Source organism: Nonomuraea sp. NPDC050394, assembly GCF_044459065.1.
GTDB lineage: Bacteria > Actinomycetota > Actinomycetes > Streptosporangiales > Streptosporangiaceae > Nonomuraea.
This window is the reverse complement of record NZ_JBITIO010000033.1, coordinates 1-18333: the sequence shown is the minus strand read 5'-3', so window position 1 is coordinate 18333 and position 18333 is coordinate 1. Positions and strand designations below refer to the sequence as shown.

The window sequence follows — 18333 nt, the reverse complement described above, 5'->3', positions numbered from 1 at the left end:
GGTGGAAAGCTCGGCGAGAGCCCCTCGCTGAAGTGGCCGCGTCGTGTGCGACCCGGAAGCCGTCAGGTCAGCGCCGCGGCTCCGAACGAGACGCTGAACCGCTTGCACCAGATCGTGACGCTCGTGAAGACGTCGAGATCGGTGTCCGCGGGAATGGCGTAGTTCGCATTGCCCTTGTTGCCTTTGAGGTTGCCGAGTTCTACGTTCTGTCCTTTCCCGACGCTGTACCAGTCATCGGTCACCGGCCGGTCGGTGAGCCACACGCGCAGGTCGGGTCCGTCGGAGGTGTCAAGCTTCTCGATCCTGAGAACCCGGCTGCCATCGGCACGGCGCAGGATCTTCACCGTGCCTTTGGTCCGGTGTTCGTGGCTGCGGAACTCACCACTGGCCAGTTCCGTGATCGCCGGAGCCGCCTTGGTTGCGGAAGTGGTAGGCGTGACGGAGACGGACGGCGGTGCCTCGTCGACCGTGACGGTGGTGAACAGCCGCCAGGGCTGGAAGAGATACAGGCCGACCGACGCGACTCCGACCGCCAGACCGGCGGCCAGCCAGGTCACCGGCCTCCTGAAGATACTCATGTCCCCAGGTAACCGCACCTGCCTCGGCCAGGGTCTTACGGTGCGGTTACGCCGCACGCGCTCCTTTGGCTTGTGCTTCGCCGCGGTCGTGGCGCGGAGCCGGGCCCTGGGCAGGGTCAGCGTGTCACGCTCCACTTCCGCACTGTTGTGTCGGTTCCGATGGCGAAGAACGTCTGTCCGTCCGCCGCGAACGTGAGGTCGGTGGTGGTGCCGCCATGGCCGGTCAGCGGTGTGAGACCCTGTCCGGTCACGGCATCGAACAAGGCCGGTCCGACCTCCTTGGTCACGGCGGCGATGAGCTTGCCGTCCGGGCTGAACACCGGATCGCCCGCCATCGTCGCGGTCAGGTTCGCGCGGACCTTCCGGGTCGCGAGGTCGAAAAGGCGGACGTTCCCCTTGTCGCCGGTCGCGTACGACTTGGAGTCGGGCGTGAAGCCGGCGAAGCTTCCGGCCTTGGTGACCAGAGCCAGCCGTTTCCCGTCGGGCACACGTCTCAGCTCGAAGCCGTCCTTGTCGCCCGGCCGCGTGTCGGCGAGTGTCTTGCCGTCGGGGCTGATCCAGACCGGGAACCAGGCGTTGTCCAGTGTCGCCGTGGCCTTGCCTGCGGCCACGTCCCACACCTTCGTCACACCGCCGGCGGCGCCCGTGACCAGCACGTTCCCGTCCTGGCTGAACCGCATGCTCTGGATGCCGTTCTCGTGGCCGGCCAAGGTGGCCAGCTGCGCGCCCGTCGAGGCGTTCCACAGGCGGATCGGCGAGTCGAAGGACTTTTCGGCGGCGAGCGTGCTTGCTGTGGCGATGGTCCTGCCGTCCGGGCTGAACGCCATGACCGCGGAACCCTTGTGGCCGGTGAACGAGGCCATGACGTCGCCCCTGCTCGTGTTACGCAGTGTGACGGTCGTCGTGCCGCCTATGAAGAGGCCCATCGGTTCGCCGTCGCCCGTGGTGACTTCGCGCCTGCCCTCGTAGCGGGCGGCGGCGACGGCGCTGCCGTCCGGGCTGAAGACGACGCTGCGGTCCGTCTCGAACGTCGCCACCTTCGACCCGGTCGACGCGTCCCACAGCCTCGCGACCCGCGCGGCCGCCTGGTCTTTCGGCGCTTCGAGCGTGACCGCCCAGCGGCCGTCGGGGCTCAGCGCGGCGGACTCGACCGAGCCGCTGTGATTCAGCGAAACCGTCGTCAGCAGTTCCCCGAAGCGCGGCGCCCCGGCGCTGCCGGACTCCGTGGTCCGGCTCTGGTTGGACACGATGCCGACCGTCACTGCGATGGCGACGACGAGACCGACCGCACCGACGACCAGCACGCGCCGTGGCTTCATGACCGACACCCAGGCACCCCGGGGCGACGCCAATGGCTGCGGTGGCGCCTCAACCGCAGGCGTCTCCATTAAGGGCGCCTCGACCACGGACGTCTCAGCCACGGGAGTCTCGACCGCGGGCGTCTCGATCACGGGCGTCTCGATCACGGGCGTCTCAATCACGGGCGTCTCAATCACGCGCGGAGGTACGGCAGGCGCGGGCGGCGTGACCTCACCCAGGGCGGCAGCGGCGGCACTCCGCACCTGTCTGCTGTCGTCATGGTCGCGTAACCGGACGAGCGTTTCGCGGGCGGCCCGCCGATAGCCCTCACGACCTCCGGCGAGCAGCCCGGCGAGTGCCCGGACCGCCTCCACCCTGAGGACGGGCCGATCGCTGCCCAGGTCGGCGCGGATCTCCTCCGGCAGCGTGGCCGGGCGGACGCTGCGCGCGACCACCAGCGCGCCGGTCGTCTCGAAGCTCCACTTGCGCGGCACCTGCCCGACCCCGGCCTCGCGGACGCGCCGGGCGACGTAGTCGAACAGCTCGTCAACGGTTATCTCACCGTCGTGATCCAGGTCGGCGCCCCCGGTACGCAACCCGTGCACCAGAGCTTCCGTGAAAACGGACGGCTGAGCCTCGTAGGAAGTGAGCCGGCCTCCCTCGAACGCGTACTCGGTCGCGCTCGACGCGGTCAGCACCGTACGCCCTGACCCGCCCCCGCGGAACTCTTCACCGAGGTAGACGGTACGGTCCGCGCGTACCGGAGTGTCCCGCGCGAACGCCCCGCTGTAGCAGCAGTCCAGGACGAGCAGCACCGATCGCGACGCGGACTCGCTCATCTGCTCGGAGACGAACGACGCCGGCAGCCCGGTCGCCGCGAGCGAGCCGAGCTCGGTGTCGGCCGCCGCCAGGTAGAGGCGGCCACGCTGGTCCTTGAGCCCGTGACAGGAGAAGTGCAGGAGCAGGACGTCGTCAGGCTGCCGGTCGGCGAAGAGCGCCGCGACCCGGCGGCGCAGCACGGATTCGCCGGCATCGGTGAGCGTTTCGACCTCGAAGGCGCCGATGCCCGGCTCGCCGAGGACCTCGGCAAGCGCGTTGATGTCGGAGACGGGCGAGCGCAGCCGGCTCAGCCCGGGATCCTCGTAGGCCGCGTTGGCCACGAGGAGGGCGCTGCGCCGGCCGGCCGTACCGGAAACCCCCGCGGCACGAGACGTGGCGCCGGCCTCGACGGAGACCATGACCCTGCGACGACGCGGGTGCGCCTGCCGCCACCGCTGGACGTAGTCCGCGATCTGTGCGACGGACGCCGCCGCGGTCAGTCCTGTCACCAGGAAGCCGATCCCGCTGGCGATCAGCTCGGCCGACCGGGACCCGTCAGGAGCCGGCCCCTCCACCACGCGCGTGACCCCGGGGATCCCCGACGCCAGCAGGTCTCCGCGGAGCTGGATGGCCAGCTCTTCGACCTCTGCCTGATCCACACCGGCCCCCGCCGGGGTGATCCGCAGTGAGAAATCGTGCCCCTCGGACATCGCGGCTCCGGATCAGGGGGTAAATACGGCAGACATCCTGATGCTGCCCGAGGAACCAGCCGCGCGCCACGGTTTTCCGGGCTCTCATGGACGACCGGGGCAGCCAGCCCGCCCGCACGCCGCCTCGGTCATCTCACCAGCGCCTCGACCAGCGGGCGGATGACCACCGTCAGGTCGCTCCGGGCGGCGTCCGGGTCCTTGGCGGCGCCGACGTACAGTGCCGCCTCGTCGGCGACGGCCAGCAGCACGTGCGCGAGGGGCTTGGACGGGAGCCGTAGGAGAATGCCGTCGTCCATTCCCCGGGCGAGTACCCCTTCGATCAACCCGAGAATGTGCGCCTGGCAGATGTCGCGCCACCGTGCCCACCCCAGCACCGACGGGCCGTCGATCAGCACGATCTGCTGCACCTCCGGCCGCCGGCAGGCGTCGAGCCACGCCTGCAGGCTGAGCATCATCACCTCGACGAACTCGGTGTCGGCGGGCATGGCGGCGGCGAGTTGCCCGGCTATCTCACCTTCGACGTTCGCGAGCACCGCGGCGAACAGTTCGGTCTTGTCGCCGAACTGGTGGTAGAGCGCGCCTCTGCTCACAGCCGCGGCGCGCACGATCGTCTCCGTGCCGACACCGGCGAACCCGTGCTCGGCGAACAGCTTCCTCCCGGCTGCGATCAGGGCCGCGCGCGTGGCGGCTGTGCGGTCGGCTTGCGTACGGCGGGCAATTTGCATACAGACTGTCCGTAAGTTACATGCGGGTTGTATCAATCTTAGGGATTGTCGCATGATCACCGTCGACCTGCCACCAGGCACAACGCGAGCCCTATGTGGTCGATGTCCAGTTCTCACCGGCGGGCCGGCCGGCGACCGGCTTGCCGATGATGGTGAGGGGGATGAAGAAGCAACTCCGGCCGATCGCCATGCAGAGCGTCACGAGGGCCCGTTCGTCGTAGTGGGCAGATGCCCTGGCGAACAATTCGTCGGGCACCCGCTCCCCGTTCGGATTCGGGGTGAAGGTGGCATCCACGAGCTCCAGGACGACCTGTTCGGCCTCGGTGAAGTAGTGAGGGGTGTCCCGCCAGGTCGCCACGGCGGTGATGCGGTCCTCCGGTTCGCCGAGCTCGCGGAGGATGCCGGTCTGCCCGATGGTGTGGTACGTACTGTCGAAGTGCTGCCCGAGACGGAGCTGCGCCAGGGCGATGAGAGTCGGCGAAATCGACCCGTTCTCCTGAGCCTTGGTCATACCGGCGCCAATCTCCCACAGCTCGGGGATGAACTGGCTGGGGTCGGGCAGTCTCGACTTGATGTTGTCGCGTTCGGTCGTGGACATGGTGAGTTCTCCTTGCCGTAGGGACAGCTGCACCTTCACGACGAACAGCTCCGGCGACCGCGGGACCGCCAAGGGTTGTGATGTACGCCACTGGCGGCGGGTGCTCAACGGCCGGCGGGCTGTCCCGAGACGTCCCGGGCGAAGAAGGTGCCGACCGCTTCCACGAATGAGCGGGGTCTGACCATGTGGATCACGTGATGGGCATGAACCTTCCTGTGGTGTTGACTATTTCGGGTCAGAACTGGGCGTGGGTCATCGTGTACCACGTCGGAGCGAACACCAGCAGGGCCATCACGGCGAGGACCGCGAACGACTTGAGCAGGCGTGGGGTGGTCAGGGACGCCGCTGTGGTGGGCCTGAGGTTCCATCGTCCGAGCGCGATGAACGCCGAGACACCGCCCAGGACGAGGTTCGCGGGGACCAGGGCATACTCGCCGCGCATGATGTGGAAGGCCGTCGCGAGGATCATCGTCAGGGCCAGGCCAGCCGCGGCGAGCGGTGTGAGCTTCGGCTTGACGCCTGTCATCGCCGGCAGGATGAGGCCGATACCGCCGAGCACCTCGACGATTCCGATGAAGACGATCAGTGGCTGCGGTACGGCCGCGTACCAGGCCACGGCCCGGGGAGCGGCCTCGTAGAGGGCGGCGTCGTACAGCAGGACCTTGCCGAAGCCGCTGCCGGCGAAGAAGAAGCCCCACAGCGCCTGCAGGAACCACAGGACGCCGTTCAGGCTCAGGATCCTGTTCCTGGTCTTGCCCGGGAGGCTGGAGAGGGTGTTGGTGACGGTCATCGCTGTGCTCCTTCGGAGTGCCGTTGTGCTGACAATCCCGAGGATCCACGGCAGGGTTGATACATCCGCGATGCGCCGGCTATTCATCGGCATCGGCGTGGGAGGGGTCCCGGCCGACCTGGTGAAGGATGCGTCCGAGGGGTTCCGGGTCCTGGACGGGAGGTGCCCTCATGCTGCATTTCTTGATGGGGATCGGCTTCGCCTGCATGTTGGTCGGCCTGCTCTACGTCGGCCTCTACATGGCGATCTGGCTCGCGCTGTCGGCGTTCCTGCCTCCCGCGGTCGCACCTTTCGCCACCGGTGCCCTTTTGATCCTGGGCACGGCGCTTACGCTCTGGCGCTGGAAAGGCGGCTCCATCCTGCTGGGCAGGTACCTCGTGGCCAGGACGTCCGGCTGGGGATACCGGCTCGTGGTGCCGGTCCGGCTGGCCGGTGCCGGCACCCCCAGGGACCGCTTCGACCTCTCGCTCATCGATCGGGAGCCTGACGGCGTCATCGGCGGGCTGCGCCTGCGGACGCTCGGCCTGATCAGAGGGCGGGACGCCTACCTGGTCCACACCCCGCACGATCTGCAGGTCTGGGTGCACCACAAGCTGCTGTCGTTCCAGCGCGCCCTGGTGCTGGACCTCCGTGAGGTGCGCAAGCTGGTCTTCATCCACCACGATCCAGACCGGCTCGGCCGCCGCGACGATCACGCGTTACGTTACGTCGGCACCCTGGAGATCGTCTTCTCGGATCACCGGCACCTCTTCCTGTACGTCCGGGTGAAACCGAAGTACGGATCCTGACACCCGCACGCACGGTCATTTCTCGGGGACGCGCTCCAGTACGACGACGGGGATCTGCCTGCCGGCCGCTGCCTCGAACTCGGCGAACTTCGGGACGAGCGCTACCTCTTTCGCCCAGAGCCGCTCGCGCTCCGCGCCCTGCGCGAGCCGAGCCACGACCGGCACCTTCTGCGTGCCCACCTCAACCGTGGCCTGCGGATTCGCCATGAGGTTGTGGTACCAGACCGGATGACGCGGGCTGCCACCGTGGGTTCCAAAGACGGCCCAGCCGTCGCCGACCGGCTGGTAGAACAACGGGCTGATCCGTTCGCGCCCGCTCTTGGCCCCGGTGTGGTGCACCAGGATGAGCGGCATGCCCTGCTCGTCGAACCCGGGGAACCGGGGCGGGATGGGGCGGCCTGCGGCGAAGTCCTCTTCGCTGCTCCATGACACATACCCGGCGTTGGCTCGGAACTCGGCGATGATCCGATCGTTCCAGCTGTCGACGGCAGGGGCCTCGGACATGACATCTCCTTCGTTATGCGGAGCACTTGCTCCTCAACGTAGCACAGAGCGGAGCACGTGCTCCGCATAAGACGGTATGCTCGGCGCATGGCAGTAGCTGAATCGGAGAACACCACCCGGCGCCGTGCGCCGCGTGTGGACGCGATCCGCAACCGGGAGGCGATTGTCGAGGCCGCCGCGGAAGTGCTGGCCGAGCAGGGGGCCGCGGTGGACGTACGCGAGATCGCGCGCCGCAGCGGGGTGGGCATGGGCACCCTCTACCGGCATTTCCCGACGAAGGAAGATCTCGTGCACACGGTCCTGCGCAGGGACTTCTTGACATGGGCGGAATCGGCACGCCAGGCGGCGATCGACGCCGAGGATCCCTGGGCGGCACTGACCGACTTCTACCGGCAGGCCCTGACCGGCTACGCCCGGCACCGCGCGATCATGGAGAACTTCGCGCTGACCTGGTCGGTCCCCGATCTCGAGGGCATCCATCAGCTTCGCCTCGTCATCGAGCGACTGTGCGCCCGCGCCGTCGCCACGGGCGTGCTGCGGCCCGGCGTGACCACTGATGACCTGCTGCTTCTTCTGGTCTCGCTGGGACACGCCGTCCAGGTCACCGACGAGTGCCGGCCGCAGATGTGGAACAGACTGTTGCGCATCTCCCTCGACGGCCTGCGCACCGGCCACCGCGAACCACTGCCCGCCGACGCCTGACCTCTCTCAGGGCACCGTGGCCGGCTTGAACTGACCCCAATCGGCATGCGGGATCGGCCCTTGGCGCGTGTACTGAAGCTGACCGCGGTCAACGACCCGGGCAACGTGTTCCATCTGAACCGGAACATCCGCCCGGCATCCTGAGATCAGGCTCCCCGTACCTCCCGGATGGCCGTCGCCAGCAGTGAGACCCCCTCAGCGATGGCGCTCTCGCCGAGGATGGCGTAGCCGAAGATGAGGCCGCCCGGTCCGCTCCCGGCGATCCGGTACGGGCCGACGCCGTGGATGCCCAGCCCGTGCCGCGCGGCGGCCGTCACCACCTCCGCCTCGTCGAGGTCGGGCGGGAGCCAGGCCACCACGTGCTGACCGGCGGCGATCCCGGCCGGCTCCAGTTCGGGCAGATGGGTGCGCAGGGCGGACAGCAGCGCGTCGCGGCGGCGACGGTACACCGGACGCATCCGGCGCAGGTGGCGGTCGAACTCGCCGCGGGCCAGAAAGTCGGCGAACGTCAACTGGTCGATGACCGGCGAACCGCGGTCGGCGAGCACTTTCGCCGTGGCGACGTCGGCGACCAGTCGCGGGGGCAGGACCATCCAGCCGAGCCGGAGTCCCGGGGCGAGCGTCTTGCTGGCCGTACCGCAGTAGACGACGTGATCGGGCGCCAGGCCCTGCATGGCGCCCACGGGCGGGCGGTCGTAGCGGTACTCGGCGTCGTAGTCGTCCTCGATGACGATGGCGCCGCGGCGCTGGGCCCAGCCGATCACCTCGGCCCTCGCCGAAGCCGACAGCACTCCCCCGGTGGGCCACTGGTGCGACGGCGTGAGCACGACCGCGTCGGCGTCGGCCCGATGGAGCGCCTCGACCTGAACGCCGCCCGGACCCACGGGGATGCCGACCACGTCCAGACCGGCGGCGCCGGCCAGCACCCGGGCGTCGTCGTCGGACGACGGGTCCTCCAGGGCGAGCCGCCTGGCGCCGCGCCGGACCAGCACCTGGATCAGCAGCGAGATCCCCTGCCCGAAACCATTGCAGATCACCACGTTTCCGGGGAGGGCCGATGTGCCGCGCACCCGGTTGAGGTAGTCGCACAGGGCCACGTGCAGTTCCGGTACGCCGCGCCCGTCGAGGTAGGCGAACCGGTCGTTGGGCGTGGTGGTGAGCACGGTGCGTACCGAACGCAGCCAGGTCGAGCGGGGGAAGTGGGACACGTCGGTGCGACCGTACCCGAAGTCGACTCTGAAGCCGGCGCCGCGCGCGGGCGCCGGCACCGCGGAGCCCGCTGCGGCGGCCGGCGGTACCGACGCGGCGACCTGGGTGTAACCGCCCGACCGGCTGGCGAGGTAGCCCTCGGCCACGAGCTGCTGGTAGGCCTCCACGACCACCCCGCGCGAGACCCCGAGGCCGGCCGCGAGGGTGCGGGTGGGTGGCAGCGACGCGCCTGTTCGCAGCCGGCCGGCCCGGATGCTCGCGCGGATGGACGCCCCGATCTGCCGGTGCAGCGGTACCCCGGCGTCGCGGTCCAGCTCGATGAGCAGGTCCTCGGCCGGGCCGGAATTGGTACTCGAACGCCCCACAGGATCGGACCTTATCGGCGTGTACCGATTGCTGCCAGGCTGAGTGACCCGCACGCAGCTCACAGGAGGCCACAGATGAACGACACCGAGCCGCAGACCGCCGGTGGAAAAGTCCTCTTTCACTTTGCGATGTCGCTGGACGGTTTCGTGGCCGGGGTCGACCACGAGATGGGCTGGATGACCGGGACGGACCGGCCGGGACTGGAGGCCGAGTACGAGCGGACCACGGGAGCCATCCTGGGAGGCCGGGACGGGTATGACGCCATGCCCGGTGCCCGCCCCTATTCCGGCGCCTGGGACGGACCGATCTTCGTGCTCACCCACCATCCCGAGGACGCCCAGCCCGCCGACGGGATCACGTTCCTGAACTGCGACGTCGCCGAGGCCGTGCGGATCGGGCTGGAGGCGGCCGGGGGCAAGAACCTCGAAGTGTTCTCGCCGACCATCGGGCGTCAGCTTCTCGACCTGGGGCTGATCGACGAGATCGACATCCACATCATGCCGGTCATGCTCGGGCAGGGCATCCGTCTCTACGACAACCCCGGCAGCGAGCCGATCTACCTTCACCACGTCGGCCAGAGCGAACCCACCGCGACCGTCAACGTACGATACCGGCCCGCCCGAGGTTGAGCTGGTGCCCGGCGCTACAGGCGGCAGCTTATCTCCAGCCCGTCCTCGACCGGGAACGTCACGCCCGCGTACCCGTTGTCCGGTTCCCGCACGTACGCGAGGTAAGGCTGCACGCTCCCCAGCTGCACATCGTCGGCGACCACCAGCGTGCCCGGGTCGAGACGGGGCTCCAGCAGTCGCAGCACCGGAAGGTAAAGGTCCTTCCATCCGTCCAGCAGCACGAAGCCGGGCGTATCCGGCAGATCGGCGAGCGTCCTCAGGGCGTCTCCCTCCAGTACCGTGATCACCTCCTCCAACCCCGTTTCCGCGAAGGTACGGCGGGCCGCGGCGATCTTGTGCGCGCTCAGTTCGGTGGTGATCACGCGACCGGTGCCGTTGTCGCGCACGGCCGCCGCCAGATGCAGCGTGGAGATGCCGAACGACATCCCGAACTCCACGACCGTCGCCGGCCGTATGGCCCGCACCAGGCCGTAGAGCAGCCGTCCCGCCTCTGGTGAGATCGGCATGTAGATCTCTTCCGCCGCGTCCGCGTGCTCCTGCGGCGTGTTCCCGAAGGTGTCCACTCGCGCGGCGATCGTGTCATCTCCGGCCGCCGCCGCGAACATCCGGTCGAGTGCGGCCGCCACGCGTGGCTCCGCCAGTGTGTTTCTCATGAATGCTAGAGTAGACTAACCGTTGCGTCTAGTCTAGGAGTGGCCATGTCCCGTCCGCATCACGGCAACCGCCATGGACGTAGCGAGGCGGCGCGCCAGGCCGTCCTGGAGGCGGCCGACGACCTGCTGGCCGAGAAGGGATTCGCCGGGGTCACGATCGAGGGCCTCGCCGCGCGGGCGGGCGTCGCCAAGCAGACCGTCTACCGCTGGTGGAAGAGCAAGACCGAGGTCCTCGTGGAAGCATTCCTTCAGGACCTGGCCGAGGACCTGACCCCGCCCGACCACGGAGAACTCGCCCTCGACCTGCGCGCCTACCTCCGCCTGCTCGCCCGATTCCTCGGCGAGACCGACTCCGGCACCGTCTTCCGCGCCCTGATCGCGCACGCCCAGCTCGATCCCGTCTTCGCCGCCGGCTTCCGCGCCCGCTACCTGGCCGAGCAACGCCGCCGCGACCGCCTTCCCCTGGAGCGTGCCGTACGGCGGGGCGAACTACCCGTGACCCTCGACCTCGACGAGGCGACAGACCGACTCGTCGGCCCCCTTTACCATCGGACGCTGGTCACCGATCAACCCGCCGACGGCGACTTCACCGACCGCCTGGCGGAAGCGTTTCTCACCTCCCTTCAGCGGTCGTGACGGCCAGAGGCGTCAGCAGGGGTCGATGTACCAGATCGGCCGCCAGTCCACACCGACCACCCTTTCCCGCTCGTTGGCCGCGATGCTCCTCTTGATCCTGCGTTGCTGGTCCTTCAGGTGGGTCACCGCGTTGCCGGCCTGGTTGTTGTTGAGGGCGCCGGCGTCGATGAAGTTGGAGAGCGAACGTTCGGTGCAGTAGTAGAGCTCGTAAACGGTGTGCTGGCCATCGCCCTCGCCGGCGGCGACGCACAGGTACCCGGGCCAGCAGTCGTTGAGGAGCGCGCTCCGGTCCGCGCCGCTCAGATTGCGTTTCACCGTCTCACGGCGCGGGTCGAGCGGGGTGAGCACCGGAGTCCAGGCCGCGGTTTCCGCGGGGGGCGTCCGCGTCGCCTGTGCCGTGGGCGCGGCGATCGAGGACGCCGACAACAGGATGGTGAACGCGGCGATGACGGCCGGCCCACCCCTCCGCATGACACGTTGCGCCGATACGACCATGCTCGTCAGCCTTTCTGACTCGTGTTGTCATGTGCTTCACGAGCCAAGCAGGCGACAGCGTCGTGGCGGCTTCACATCGGCTTCAGCCCTGACCTTTGGGGGGCGAGGCGTTAGATCGTGCGGGTGAAGTACTTGCAGACCGGGTCGGTGGCGTACTTCGTGTCGAAGACGGTTCCGCCGTGCACGTAGATCGCGTCCCCGAGCGGCCGGCGAAACGAGATGTTCATGGAACCGGACTTCGAGACGTCGTTCATCTTGAAGACCTTGAGCAGGCTGTTCGAGCTGCCCTTCTTCCAGAACTCGAAGTAGACGTCGTTGTCGGCGCCCACGTCGCCGGCGATGTTCCAGGTGAGCTTCGTGAAGATGTGCTGGCCTCCGGGGTTGCCGTACGTGATCGACGCCGCGAGTTTGAAGTTGCCCTTGCCGCAGCGTCCGCTGAGGACGGAGGAAGCCGAGGCGGGAGTGGCCGTGAGCGAGAGGGCCAGGCCCAAGGCGCCGATGATGGCCGCGGATCGCAAGGTTCTCATGCGCCAGACCCTAGAGATCGGCGGTATATCGGAAGTATGCCGCGCGAGGGCGCTCCTCCTTGGGATGGGCACTGAATACGCGAGAAGCCGCCACCCCCCGTTGCACTTGGCGTGTTTCGTGGGTACCCAAGAGCGTGAGCCTCGGGGAGCATGCCCGCAACTGGGAGGGCCAGATGGGGGAGCGTGAGGAACTGCGGCGGACTCTGCAAGGGCGCCTCGACGAGCAGTTGACCACCGATGACCCATCGATCGTCCTCAGGCCGGACGTCATGGCCGAGACCGATCGCCTCGCTCAGCTCACGGAGCTCGGCGATGTGGAGATGTCCAACGTCCTCGGCTGGCTCTACTGGTACCGCCATCTGGCGCTCCTCAGGGAGGACAGCCGGCTCCGGTTGGGGCCCGGTTGGGCGGCCGCGTCTTTGGCGGCCGCGGGGAGCTCACCGAAGACCTTCAGCAGCCGTCTCTCCGGCGAAGTGCCCGATCTTCCCCGGCGGGATCCCGTCCAGCCGCCTCTCGGTGGGGCCGAAGAAGTCCAGCCACTGCGTGTGCTCCAGGCGCTGCTGGAACTTCGGCAGGTCCTTCAGCTTGTCGAAGCCACTGCGCCTGGTCGCCGGCTCCACCAGCATCAAAGCGTGCAGTCCCGAACGGCGGGCTGTCGAAGAAGCCCCGGTTGACCCGGGCCCGGACGGTCTTCGTCGACAGGTCCGGCGTGGTGTGGCCGGGAAGCTCACAGCCCTTCTTCGCCAGCACGTCCAACGCCACGTTGATCAGGTCGGCCGGGTGGGTTGGGCGGCCTGCTCGATCGCCTCCTCGGCGATGCCACGCGCCTGTGAGGTTCAGCGCGTCGCGGACGTGCTCGACAACGGCGTCCGGCACGTCCTGCAGCTTCGGGAAGTGGCTCAGGCGTCGGTGGCTCTTGAGCTACCACAACGGGGATACTGCATGTCGATGATCGAATATGACAGTCCGGCCTCGTTCCGCGGTCAGCTCCAACGGGGACGCGGTGCCGCAGCGCATCGCGCGTCAACCGCCCCCGACGCCGCCGACGCGGTGTATGAGTGCGTGATCACAGACACGCGCTGGGACCGACAAGTTGATCAACGCGACAGCTACCTCGCCGGTCTCATCGTTCGGCTCGACCTGCCACTGACACCGATCCAACAGCACCTGCTCGCCTACGACGGCCAGGACGCCGAACCGGTTGAGCTCGCCTTGCAGGTCCTTGCCCCGCTTCCGATGGTCGGTCGGCTCGACGCGGCGGCCGTGTTGCGCGGATACGCGATCGATGGCCCGCATTGGTCGACGGCACTGGAGGCGATCGGCGACAGCGGAGCGATGAGGCTTCCCGCGATCTGGGACGGGCTCGCCGACGACGTCATCGCCAACCGCGACGATGCCCAGCTTGCCCAGGCGATCTGGTGCGACACGGAGCCGTGGACAACGTTCGCCCGGTCCCAGCCACGGGTCCGGCGAATCATCGACGAGCTCAGGGCCTCCCGTTCACCCGGACCGGCCAGGCGCGACACACGACCCGAAATCGTCGCCGTCGACAACGGAGACCTGATCGGGATTGTCGCCGCCGGTGGCTCCGAGCGGCGGCGGGCGCTGGAGGAACTGGGCAGGCGCGGCGATCGTATCGTCTTCGACTTCGCCGAAGACCCTGGCCTGCGCAACATGGCCGGGTGGCTGCCGGGTATCCCACAGGCGCTCCACCACTTCGGGCCGGCCGCGCTGCCACGCGCCCGCACGTGGATCGGCAGCGACGACGACACACTCGTCGCCTTCGGAGAGCGTGTGGTGGCAGAGGTCGGTGACCGGGGCGACGCGCCGGTGTTGCTGGCCGCGTTGCACCGCGCGGTCGTCGCCGGGAACTGGTGCGCTGCCGAGGTTCCCGCACGAGGCCTGGGCCGGCTGGGGATCCACGAAGCCGCGAGCGAGCTCATGGCCGCGTGGGAAGGCACGGTTCATTCACTTGCCCGGGAAGCGTTCCTGGACGGCCTTCGGGGATGCGCGCCGCATGAAGCCGAAGCCGTCGCGGTCGAGGGACTTGACGATTGCGAGCCAACGGTTCGGCAGCGCGCGTGTGAGGCAGCGCCAGACACGGCCGCAGTCCGCTCGCGTCTGCGGGAGTTGACCGCCGATCCCCTGGCACCCGAGGTCCATGAGGCCGCGAGCACGAAACTGCAGGTCCTGGCCATTCTCACGCGCGGCATCACTTGACCAGCAACCGGAGTCGACCTGCGGGGAAGCACTACCGAGCGGCCCCTTAGTTCCCACGCCTCCTTCGTTCGGTGTAGTGCGTACGGCGAACGGTGCAAGGTCAAGTGACGCTCCATGGACGACGCGGTCCCGCCTCGGCCCGGTCTAGCGTTTCTCGTCGAGACAGCCGATGAGATCTGGAGGAGCCGCCATGAGCAAGAAAGTCATCACCGCGATCGCCGGGCTGAGCTTGACGGCCGGTTTGCTGGGCTTCGCCGGCGTACCGGCTGGTGCCAAGGCCGACGGCGGCCAGACCACCGCCCTGGCGGCCACGCCGAAGCCGCCGAAGGGCGCCAGGGCGGTGGTTCAGGTCAGCCCCAACCCCACCACCAAGCGCGGCCAGGAGGTCACGATCACCGGCCACTGCGGCGGCGGCAAGGGGCTCAAGGCCGTGATCGCCGGCATCGACAGGGAGCGCCCGGTGCTGGAGAACATCCGCATCATCGACGACAACCCCAAGAGGTTCGTGGCCAAGGCGACGCTCCGTCCCACGATCGGCAACGGCGTCGGTCCCGTATTCGTCAACTGCGGCGGTGAGGCAGGCGTGGTTCTGCTGGTCACCCACGTCTGATCGCACGTCGCACCCGAGGAAGGGCCTCATGTGGCCGAATCACGCCGCGAACCCGCTCTTGTCCGGCACTTCGCCCGGATCACCGACGTCGGGTTCGCCGCTCTCACCCTGGTCTTCTTCGTCGCCGTAGCCCTCGCCACCGGGGTGCGCTCCCCCTGGCAGGCCGCGATTCCCCTCGGCCTGCTTCTCGGGGCGCTCCTGCTGGTCAGGCGTCGCTGGCCGATGACCGTGCTGCTGCTGTCGATCAGCGGGATCTTCGCCTATCGCCTCACCGGGCATTGGTCTCCCGCCGGTTGGATCTGGCCGGCTGCGGTGGCCTACTTCACCGCCGCCACGACCCCCCGTGTGCGCTGGGTGGCCGCCATCGGCCTGGCCCAGCTGCTCTACTCGGCGGTCGACATCCGCTCTGTCCTGGACGAGGACCCGACCCGCTTCCTGTTCCACGTCGCGGGGGAAGGAGTGCTCCTGGCGATCCTCGTCGCCGCGGGCCTCCTCCACGCCGCCGTGACGCGCTGGCGTGAGCGGCTGCGCGAGACCGACAGCCGCGCTCGTGCCGCGGAGGAACGGCTGCGCGCATCGCACGAGGTACACGACATCGTCGCGCACACGCTGGCCGTCGTCGGCGTTCAGCTCAATGTCGCCGCCGACACCCTCCAGGAGGACCCGGCCGCGGCCGCCGCCGCGCTACGCCTGGCCAAGGACGTCAGGAACCGGGCGATGACCGATCTTCGCTCCCTCATCGCGGTCCTGCGCGACACCCCGGGCGACACCGCGCCCCAGCCCGATCTGGCGTCCCTGGGCACCCTCGTCGCCGACGCCCGCGCCGCCGGGCTCGAGGTCACCCTCGATGAGCGTGGTGACCCTGCGGCCGTTCCCGCCGTTCCCGCCGTAGCCGTCTACCGCGTCGTACAGGAGTCCCTCGCCAACACGCTCAAGCACGCGCACGCGAGCAGGGCCGAGGTGACGATCGGCTACCAGCCGCGCGCGGTCACCGTCGAGATCACCGACAACGGCCGCGGCGGCGGCGACGTCACCGAAGGCCATGGCCTGGCCGGCATGCGTGAGCGGGTGAGCGCACTCGGGGGCGCGCTCAGCGCGGGGCCGATCCCCGGCGGGGGTTTCGCCGTCCGGGCCGACATCCCTGTGGCAGGCTCGGCCGTATGACGATCAAGGTGCTCCTCGCCGACGACCAGGCCCTGGTGCGGGCCGGGTTCCGCAGCCTGCTGGCCCGCTCCCGGGACATCATGGTCGTCGGCGAGGCCCAGGACGGCGACGAAGCCGTACGGCTGGCCGCGAGCACCCGCCCCGATGTGATCCTCATGGACATCCGCATGCCGGGCACCGACGGGATCACCGCCACCCGCCGGATCGTCACCGACTCGACCGCGGCGAGCTGCCGCGTCATCATCCTCACCACGTTCGACACCGACGAGCATGTCTTCGCCGCCCTGCGCGCCGGAGCCAGCGGCTTCCTCACCAAAGAGGTCGAGCCCGCCGAACTGCGCCGGGCGGTCGCCGCGGTCGCCGGCGGCGACGCCCTCCTGTCCCCGGGCGTGACCCGCCGCGTCATCGAGCAGTTCGCCCTCCGGCAGGACCTCTCCCCCGGCGCGGGGCAGCGGCTGGCCGCGCTCACCTCCCGGGAACTGGAGGCGGTCAAACTCGTGGCGCTCGGCCTTTCCAACGTCGAGATCGCCGAGCGCCTCGTCATCAGTCCGCTCACCGCCAAGACCCACATCACCAGGGCCATCGCCAAGCTGAACGTGCGCGACAGGGTCCAGCTGGTCATCTTGGCTTACGAGAGCGGCCTGATACGTGCCGGCGGGTGATGGCCGCGGTGATTCAGGCGGCCCTGCCGCGGGCGAGGTAGAGGTTCATGCCGGTGAAGTCGACGGTGATGTTGTAGGGCTTGAAGAAGCAGTGGAAGAAGGCGGCTCGCACGTCGAACCCGAAGGGCGCGAGGTCGGCCTTGGGATGCGTCTCGCAGTAGATCTCCTTGGCGGTGGCGTCGCCCAGGCGGATCTCCTTCGGGTAGCAGGGATAGGTGACGGCCGGGTGGCTGTGGGCGAACGTGCCGAGCGGGCGGTCGTAGTCGCTGCGGATCCCCAGCCGCTCGGCCGTGTCCCCGAACACGACCGCGGCGCTCTCCCCGCCGCTTCCGCCGAAGTTCACGCCCACCACCCCGGTGCCGGAGCCCGCGACACTGCCCCTGGTGTGCAGATACTGCTCAGCCAGCCACAGCGGCAGGGGCTCGGCGCCCGCCCGTACCTTCCTGACCGCTTCGGGGGTACGGCGGCGCAGGATCAGCTGCCGGCCCGCGTAGTCGAAGGTGGTCAGCAGGTGGGAGAAGACCCACGTGCCGATCATGCCGTGACCGTCGCTGCCGACGTCTTCGCCCGACTCCGTCGCCGACCAGCCCACGGGGACGTTGCGAAGCTCGATGCCACCCAGCCTGAAGGAGTCCAATATCCCGTAGTGCGCCCATATGCTGCCGCCCTCGAAATCGATCTTCTGACTCGCGACGGGGCTCAGCCCGGCCCCCTTGGCCATCGTCGCGGTCAAGCTCAGATTCGAGGCGCCGGTGTAGAAGGTGAAGCTCTTGGCCGGTCCGCCGTTGACCGAGGCCTCTACCAGCGGCATCGGGTCCGTCTGCGTCCATGGCACCCGCGCGGTGTCGCCGTGGACCTGGTACGCCTCACCGCGGACCGCCGCGAACCACGTGGCGTAGCCGTCCTCGCCGGCCGCCTTCCAGTGGGGTGCGGACAGGCCGAACTTGTCCTGCCGGATGTAGCAGTCGGCCAGGAAGGAGTTGGCGTCCTTGTCGCCGGGCGCCAGCCGGACGGCCGTCTTCAGGTACTTCTCGGCCTCGGCGAACCGGTTGCCCAGCAGCCCCACATAGCCGCGCCTGCGTGCCGCGTGCAGGTTCCCGGGGTCCTTCTTGAGGATCTCCTCGTACGCCCGGCCGGCCTGCTCGAACTTCCCTGCCTTGAACAGCGCGTCCGCGTCGCCGCTGCCGGCCAGTGCCGTGGCCGTCCCGCCCAGCAGCGGCGCCGTCGCGGCGGCACCGGCCACCACGGCGACGCCCCGCAACAGCGAACGCCGGTCCCAGTTCCCATCATTAGCCACGCCTTCTCCTCTTCGCGATCGATGCGGCCGGTCGAACTCGTCCACTGTCGACCGGCCGTGACCCCGGTTCGTTCGCGCTTTGTCATGGTTGTGCGACAGTCGCGCCTGTCCGGGTGCCGTCCGGGCAAGAGGGAAGGCGAGGAGGCGCCATGGCGGCCACCGCCATCGAGGAGGGCCGGGACCTTCCTCGATGGCGGCGTCTTGGCCCATGGCCGGCTCAGGTGGCGGGCGAAGGACGTGCCGGGCCCATGACTAGCTCTCGCGGATCTGACGGGCGGCGGTGGTCAGGTTGGTGAGGGAGGCGCGGACTTCTTCCCAGCCGCGGGTCTTCAGTCCGCAGTCGGGGTTGCCC

At 69.0% G+C, this 18333-nt stretch carries 21 protein-coding genes; 8 read left to right on the top strand and 13 right to left on the bottom strand.

All coding sequences use genetic code 11. The features are described from left to right. Positions 1-62 precede the first annotated feature (62 nt). From ACIBKY_RS54385 to ACIBKY_RS54365, 5 genes are all read right to left on the bottom strand, one after another. The gene (locus tag ACIBKY_RS54385) at positions 63-557 is read right to left on the bottom strand and encodes a DM13 domain-containing protein (RefSeq protein ID WP_397110431.1); all 495 of its coding nucleotides are present in this window, start codon (positions 555-557) and stop codon (positions 63-65) included. A 137-nt stretch (positions 558-694) separates the two neighbouring features. After that, a complete protein-coding gene (locus tag ACIBKY_RS54380) occupies positions 695-3406 on the bottom strand; it encodes a caspase family protein (RefSeq protein WP_397110429.1) in 2712 nt (903 codons plus the stop codon). Positions 3407-3534: 128 nt separating this feature from the next. Beyond that, positions 3535-4131, bottom strand: coding sequence for a TetR/AcrR family transcriptional regulator (locus ACIBKY_RS54375; protein ID WP_397110427.1), 597 nt, complete (start codon positions 4129-4131; stop codon positions 3535-3537). A 91-nt stretch (positions 4132-4222) separates the two neighbouring features. Then, positions 4223-4729: a carboxymuconolactone decarboxylase family protein gene (locus ACIBKY_RS54370; RefSeq protein ID WP_397110425.1), complete on the bottom strand. Its 507-nt coding sequence runs from the start codon at positions 4727-4729 to the stop codon at positions 4223-4225. 235 nt (positions 4730-4964) lie between these two features. Continuing rightward, entirely contained in the window at positions 4965-5519 is a 555-nt protein-coding gene (locus ACIBKY_RS54365) for a DoxX family protein (protein WP_397110423.1), read from the bottom strand. Positions 5520-5689: 170 nt separating this feature from the next. Here ACIBKY_RS54365 and ACIBKY_RS54360 point away from each other — a divergent pair, with 170 nt between their 5' ends. Then, entirely contained in the window at positions 5690-6307 is a 618-nt protein-coding gene (locus tag ACIBKY_RS54360) for a hypothetical protein (RefSeq protein WP_397110421.1), read from the top strand. A gap of 15 nt (positions 6308-6322) precedes the next feature. Here ACIBKY_RS54360 and ACIBKY_RS54355 read toward each other — a convergent pair whose 3' ends face one another. Then, positions 6323-6811 (bottom strand): nitroreductase family deazaflavin-dependent oxidoreductase, encoded by a 489-nt coding sequence (locus ACIBKY_RS54355; protein WP_397110419.1) that lies wholly within the window; start codon positions 6809-6811, stop codon positions 6323-6325. A gap of 87 nt (positions 6812-6898) precedes the next feature. Between ACIBKY_RS54355 and ACIBKY_RS54350 the strand changes: the two genes are divergently transcribed. Then, positions 6899-7513 (top strand): TetR/AcrR family transcriptional regulator, encoded by a 615-nt coding sequence (locus tag ACIBKY_RS54350; RefSeq protein ID WP_397110417.1) that lies wholly within the window; start codon positions 6899-6901, stop codon positions 7511-7513. A gap of 146 nt (positions 7514-7659) precedes the next feature. Here ACIBKY_RS54350 and ACIBKY_RS54345 read toward each other — a convergent pair whose 3' ends face one another. After that, positions 7660-9087, bottom strand: a complete 1428-nt coding sequence (locus ACIBKY_RS54345) for a PLP-dependent aminotransferase family protein (protein ID WP_397110415.1) — start codon at positions 9085-9087, stop codon at positions 7660-7662. A 75-nt stretch (positions 9088-9162) separates the two neighbouring features. Between ACIBKY_RS54345 and ACIBKY_RS54340 the strand changes: the two genes are divergently transcribed. Next, positions 9163-9717 (top strand): dihydrofolate reductase family protein, encoded by a 555-nt coding sequence (locus tag ACIBKY_RS54340; protein ID WP_397110413.1) that lies wholly within the window; start codon positions 9163-9165, stop codon positions 9715-9717. A 14-nt stretch (positions 9718-9731) separates the two neighbouring features. On the opposite strand, the gene ACIBKY_RS54335 is transcribed toward ACIBKY_RS54340, so the two are convergent. Beyond that, the gene (locus ACIBKY_RS54335; protein ID WP_397110411.1) at positions 9732-10370 is read right to left on the bottom strand and encodes an O-methyltransferase; all 639 of its coding nucleotides are present in this window, start codon (positions 10368-10370) and stop codon (positions 9732-9734) included. Positions 10371-10415: 45 nt separating this feature from the next. On the opposite strand from ACIBKY_RS54335, the gene ACIBKY_RS54330 reads away from it, so the two are divergent. Continuing rightward, the gene (locus tag ACIBKY_RS54330; RefSeq protein WP_397110409.1) at positions 10416-11006 is read left to right on the top strand and encodes a TetR/AcrR family transcriptional regulator; all 591 of its coding nucleotides are present in this window, start codon (positions 10416-10418) and stop codon (positions 11004-11006) included. Between the two features lie 12 nt (positions 11007-11018). Here ACIBKY_RS54330 and ACIBKY_RS54325 read toward each other — a convergent pair whose 3' ends face one another. From ACIBKY_RS54325 to ACIBKY_RS54315, 3 genes are all read right to left on the bottom strand, one after another. Next, complete coding sequence (locus ACIBKY_RS54325; RefSeq protein WP_397110407.1) at positions 11019-11477, bottom strand: hypothetical protein; 459 nt, start codon at positions 11475-11477, stop codon at positions 11019-11021. Positions 11478-11611: 134 nt separating this feature from the next. Then, positions 11612-12028, bottom strand: coding sequence for a hypothetical protein (locus tag ACIBKY_RS54320; protein ID WP_397110405.1), 417 nt, complete (start codon positions 12026-12028; stop codon positions 11612-11614). Positions 12029-12465: 437 nt separating this feature from the next. Further along, positions 12466-12654, bottom strand: a complete 189-nt coding sequence (locus tag ACIBKY_RS54315) for a hypothetical protein (RefSeq protein WP_397110403.1) — start codon at positions 12652-12654, stop codon at positions 12466-12468. A 316-nt stretch (positions 12655-12970) separates the two neighbouring features. Here ACIBKY_RS54315 and ACIBKY_RS54310 point away from each other — a divergent pair, with 316 nt between their 5' ends. The 4 genes from ACIBKY_RS54310 to ACIBKY_RS54295 all read left to right on the top strand — a co-directional run bounded on the left by ACIBKY_RS54310 (position 12971) and on the right by ACIBKY_RS54295 (position 16684). After that, complete coding sequence (locus ACIBKY_RS54310) at positions 12971-14248, top strand: hypothetical protein (RefSeq protein WP_397110401.1); 1278 nt, start codon at positions 12971-12973, stop codon at positions 14246-14248. A gap of 190 nt (positions 14249-14438) precedes the next feature. After that, complete coding sequence (locus ACIBKY_RS54305; protein WP_397110399.1) at positions 14439-14858, top strand: hypothetical protein; 420 nt, start codon at positions 14439-14441, stop codon at positions 14856-14858. A 30-nt stretch (positions 14859-14888) separates the two neighbouring features. Further along, positions 14889-16022, top strand: coding sequence for a sensor histidine kinase (locus tag ACIBKY_RS54300; protein ID WP_397110397.1), 1134 nt, complete (start codon positions 14889-14891; stop codon positions 16020-16022). After that, complete coding sequence (locus ACIBKY_RS54295) at positions 16019-16684, top strand: response regulator (protein ID WP_397110395.1); 666 nt, start codon at positions 16019-16021, stop codon at positions 16682-16684. The genes ACIBKY_RS54300 and ACIBKY_RS54295 overlap by 4 nt, the downstream gene beginning before the upstream one ends. A 13-nt stretch (positions 16685-16697) precedes the next feature. Here the strand turns inward: ACIBKY_RS54295 and ACIBKY_RS54290 are convergent, their stop codons facing one another. Together ACIBKY_RS54290 and ACIBKY_RS54285 are read right to left on the bottom strand one after the other, a co-directional pair. Further along, positions 16698-17981 (bottom strand): tetratricopeptide repeat protein, encoded by a 1284-nt coding sequence (locus ACIBKY_RS54290; RefSeq protein ID WP_397110393.1) that lies wholly within the window; start codon positions 17979-17981, stop codon positions 16698-16700. Between the two features lie 252 nt (positions 17982-18233). Beyond that, positions 18234-18333, bottom strand: a 100-nt coding sequence (locus ACIBKY_RS54285) for a hypothetical protein (RefSeq protein WP_397110497.1), incomplete at its 5' end; no start/stop codon positions are given.

Coding starts and splice junctions, on each gene's coding strand:
- ACIBKY_RS54370 (WP_397110425.1), bottom strand. CDS start 4,729: ATGTCCACGACCGAACGCGACAACATCAAGTCGAGACTGCCCGACCCC.
- ACIBKY_RS54340 (WP_397110413.1), top strand. CDS start 9,163: ATGAACGACACCGAGCCGCAGACCGCCGGTGGAAAAGTCCTCTTTCAC.
- ACIBKY_RS54335 (WP_397110411.1), bottom strand. CDS start 10,370: ATGAGAAACACACTGGCGGAGCCACGCGTGGCGGCCGCACTCGACCGG.
- ACIBKY_RS54350 (WP_397110417.1), top strand. CDS start 6,899: ATGGCAGTAGCTGAATCGGAGAACACCACCCGGCGCCGTGCGCCGCGT.
- ACIBKY_RS54315 (WP_397110403.1), bottom strand. CDS start 12,654: ATGCTGGTGGAGCCGGCGACCAGGCGCAGTGGCTTCGACAAGCTGAAG.
- ACIBKY_RS54375 (WP_397110427.1), bottom strand. CDS start 4,131: ATGCAAATTGCCCGCCGTACGCAAGCCGACCGCACAGCCGCCACGCGC.
- ACIBKY_RS54330 (WP_397110409.1), top strand. CDS start 10,416: ATGTCCCGTCCGCATCACGGCAACCGCCATGGACGTAGCGAGGCGGCG.
- ACIBKY_RS54295 (WP_397110395.1), top strand. CDS start 16,019: ATGACGATCAAGGTGCTCCTCGCCGACGACCAGGCCCTGGTGCGGGCC.
- ACIBKY_RS54305 (WP_397110399.1), top strand. CDS start 14,439: ATGAGCAAGAAAGTCATCACCGCGATCGCCGGGCTGAGCTTGACGGCC.
- ACIBKY_RS54365 (WP_397110423.1), bottom strand. CDS start 5,519: ATGACCGTCACCAACACCCTCTCCAGCCTCCCGGGCAAGACCAGGAAC.
- ACIBKY_RS54325 (WP_397110407.1), bottom strand. CDS start 11,477: ATGCGGAGGGGTGGGCCGGCCGTCATCGCCGCGTTCACCATCCTGTTG.
- ACIBKY_RS54355 (WP_397110419.1), bottom strand. CDS start 6,811: ATGTCCGAGGCCCCTGCCGTCGACAGCTGGAACGATCGGATCATCGCC.
- ACIBKY_RS54310 (WP_397110401.1), top strand. CDS start 12,971: ATGTCGATGATCGAATATGACAGTCCGGCCTCGTTCCGCGGTCAGCTC.
- ACIBKY_RS54320 (WP_397110405.1), bottom strand. CDS start 12,028: ATGAGAACCTTGCGATCCGCGGCCATCATCGGCGCCTTGGGCCTGGCC.
- ACIBKY_RS54380 (WP_397110429.1), bottom strand. CDS start 3,406: ATGTCCGAGGGGCACGATTTCTCACTGCGGATCACCCCGGCGGGGGCC.
- ACIBKY_RS54360 (WP_397110421.1), top strand. CDS start 5,690: ATGCTGCATTTCTTGATGGGGATCGGCTTCGCCTGCATGTTGGTCGGC.